The sequence below is a fragment of the Vibrio sp. 10N.222.48.A3 genome, assembly GCF_041475345.1.
Classification (GTDB): Bacteria; Pseudomonadota; Gammaproteobacteria; order Enterobacterales; family Vibrionaceae; genus Vibrio; species Vibrio tasmaniensis_A.
The window spans coordinates 1-3,015 of the sequence record NZ_JBFRVX010001309.1; the positions used below are offsets into that span (position 1 = coordinate 1).

At 44.0% G+C, this 3,015-nt stretch carries 4 protein-coding genes; all 4 read left to right on the top strand.

Annotated elements, in window-relative coordinates; all coding sequences use genetic code 11:
* Window positions 1-486: tRNA pseudouridine(13) synthase TruD (gene truD / locus AB4653_RS25920; protein ID WP_372105662.1), on the top strand; the 486-nt coding region annotated here is incomplete at its 5' end.
* Window positions 487-584: 98 nt separating this feature from the next.
* The gene (surE, locus tag AB4653_RS25925) at window positions 585-1,328 is read left to right on the top strand and encodes a 5'/3'-nucleotidase SurE (RefSeq protein WP_009847639.1); all 744 of its coding nucleotides are present in this window, start codon (window positions 585-587) and stop codon (window positions 1,326-1,328) included.
* Complete coding sequence (locus tag AB4653_RS25930) at window positions 1,329-1,955, top strand: protein-L-isoaspartate(D-aspartate) O-methyltransferase (RefSeq protein WP_009847638.1); 627 nt, start codon at window positions 1,329-1,331, stop codon at window positions 1,953-1,955.
* A gap of 35 nt (window positions 1,956-1,990) precedes the next feature.
* Window positions 1,991-2,905: a murein hydrolase activator NlpD gene (gene nlpD, locus AB4653_RS25935; RefSeq protein WP_009847637.1), complete on the top strand. Its 915-nt coding sequence runs from the start codon at window positions 1,991-1,993 to the stop codon at window positions 2,903-2,905.
* The last annotated feature ends 110 nt before the right edge of the window (window positions 2,906-3,015 follow it).

Consider the following 3,015-nt stretch of genomic DNA (forward strand, 5'->3'; position numbering starts at 1 on the left):
CGTAATCAAAATAAGCGCAGCTTGTACCTCTCTGCAGCTCGTTCTTGGATCTACAACTTAATTCTTTCTGACCGTATTGAGCACGATGCGTTTGCTTCGGCATTGGTCGGCGATATTGTAGTTAAAAACGATGCTCAACTTGCTGTGACAGCCGCTAATATCGAAGCTGTAAACCAAGATATCGCCAATGGTTCTGCGTTTATTACCGTTGCTTTAGCTGGAGATAATGCGTTACCGACGACGGATGCGTCTCAAGCTCTAGAGCAGAAACACCTTGATGCTGAACCGGATCTAATGGCGCTTATTTGTGGCAACCGTATGCGCCATGATCGCCGTGAAGCCTCGTTGAAGCCGATGGGTTTAGTGTGGGAAGTAAACGAAGACAATGTCACTCTTAAATTCTCTCTGGACGCAGGCTGCTTCGCAACCGCTATCGTTCGTGAGCTAGTTGAAGAAGTACACGTAGAAAGAACCTACGAGCAATAATGATTCTGCTTGGGTCTAAGTCACTTTATATTGATATTTAAGTGACTTTATATCGGTATTTAAGTGACTTGGCATTGGTACAAAAGAAAGGATACAAGATGAAGATTTTACTCAGCAACGATGATGGTGTGCATGCTCAAGGTATTCATGAGCTGGCAAATGAATTACGTGATCTTGCTGAAGTTATCATTGTGGCACCTGACCGTAATCGCTCTGGTGCTTCAAATTCATTAACTTTGGAACAGCCTTTGCGTGTTCAAGAGATTGCTAGAAATACCTATTCGGTACAAGGAACACCGACCGACTGTGTACATTTCGCATTGAACGAACTCCTAAAGAGTGACATGCCTGATCTGGTTTTAACGGGTATTAATCACGGAGCTAACCTTGGTGATGACGTGCTTTATTCAGGTACAGTCGCAGCAGCAATGGAAGGCCACTTTTTAGGTGTTCAATCGGTGGCATTTTCTCTGGTTGGAAAACAACATTTTAAGACAGCGGCAGCGGTTGCTCGCCGTATTGTCGAACAACATTTAGCAAACCCAATCCCGACCAATCGCCTGTTAAACGTGAACGTCCCTGACTTAGCATTAGAACAAATATCGGGTACTCAGGTGACACGTCTAGGTGCTCGTCACCATGCTGAAGATATGATTAAGCAGAAAGACCCACGTGGTCATGATATCTATTGGCTTGGCCCTCCTGGTAAGGAGCAAGATGCTGGTGAGGGTACCGATTTTTACGCCATTGAACATGGTTTTGTGTCGGTAACACCACTACAAGTTGATCTGACGGCACATGAGTCGTTGGGTGCGATGACTACATGGTTAGGGGATAAATAAGTGAGTAATCCACAAGCTGAGCGCTTAGTTACTTTTCTGATAGAAAATGGTATTCAGGATCAAAAGGTTCTTGATGCTATTTACTTACTACCGAGAGAGAGCTTTTTATCACAGGCTATGCATCACCAAGCCTATGATAATAATGCGCTGCCTATCGGGCAGGGGCAGACAATTTCTCAGCCTTACATTGTTGCTAAAATGACCGAGCTGCTTGAGTTACAACAAGACAGCCGCGTTTTGGAGATCGGAACGGGTTCTGGTTATCAAACGGCTGTTTTGGCTCAGCTGGTTGATCACGTGTATTCGGTTGAAAGAATAAAGTCGCTACAATGGGATGCTAAGCGTAGGTTGAAGCAACTCGATTTCTACAACATCTCAACCAAGCACGGTGATGGTTGGCAAGGTTGGTCTTCTAAGGCGCCTTTTGATGCGATTATTGTCACCGCTGCTGCAGAGTCGATCCCTCAAGCGCTTTTGCAGCAGTTGAAAGATGGAGGCCGCTTATTAATTCCGGTCGGAGATGATGAACAACAACTGTTGAAGATTGTTCGCCACGGTGATGAGTTCTTATCGAGTGTTATCGAGATGGTGCGATTTGTACCTCTTGTACCTGGTGAGTTAGCTTAATAAAATTATTAATGGTGTAGGTGGATAGAAAGTCGATGCGTTCGAAGGTTTTTAAAGGAAGTTCTCTACTGCTTAGCTGTGCACTTGTTGGGTGTGCTGCGAATTCGCCTGCGCCAGTTTCAAGCTTAAACAAGAATTACTCATCGATTGATCGTGGTAGTTATCGTGGTAGTTACTATGAAGTGAAAAAAGGCGATACCCTTTATTTTATTGCTTACGTAACAAATAAAGATGTTAAAGAGCTGATTCGCTATAACAATCTGTCTGCACCTTATACCATCCATCCCGGACAGAGCCTTAAGTTATGGCGTCCTAGCTACAACGCTCCAGCGTATGGTAAATCAACGGTAGCGGTTGCAGCCGTCGCTGCGCCTGTTGCCGCATCCACAACTTTGTTGGCCTCAAGCAAACCTAAAACAACATCTCAAAAGAGTAAAAGCTCTAAATCTGCGCCCGCTCAAACAACCACCAAAGTGGCGAAAAAAGATCCACAAAAGAAGGTTGTACAATCCAAATCAAAGGAGTATGTTGGTTCTAAAGGTAAACAGAATGTTACACCGCCAACAAAACCAACGAGTAACAAAGTATCCAAATGGTTATGGCCAACGAAAGGGAGAGTAATTAAGAAGTTCTCTGTAGGCGAACAAGGAAATAAAGGCATAGACATAGCAGGACAGCGAGGTCAGCCAATAGTATCTACTGCAGGGGGAACGGTTGTTTATTCGGGTAATGCATTACGAGGCTACGGCAATCTAGTGATTGTGAAGCACAATGATAATTACTTAAGTGCATACGCGCATAACGACCGACTATTAGTATCTGAAGGGCAAAGTGTGAAACCAGGGCAGAAGATTGCAACAATGGGAAGCTCTGGAGCCAGCAGTGTCAGGCTGCACTTTGAGATTCGTTACCAAGGTAAATCAGTTAATCCAAAACGGTATTTACCTTAAATACAATATGCAAAAATTACGTATTGTATGGAGTGACATAGTCATTTAGCGACATATGAAGTTGTAATGTCATGCTAATTTCGCCAGGGGGAGGCGTTATGAGTATAAGC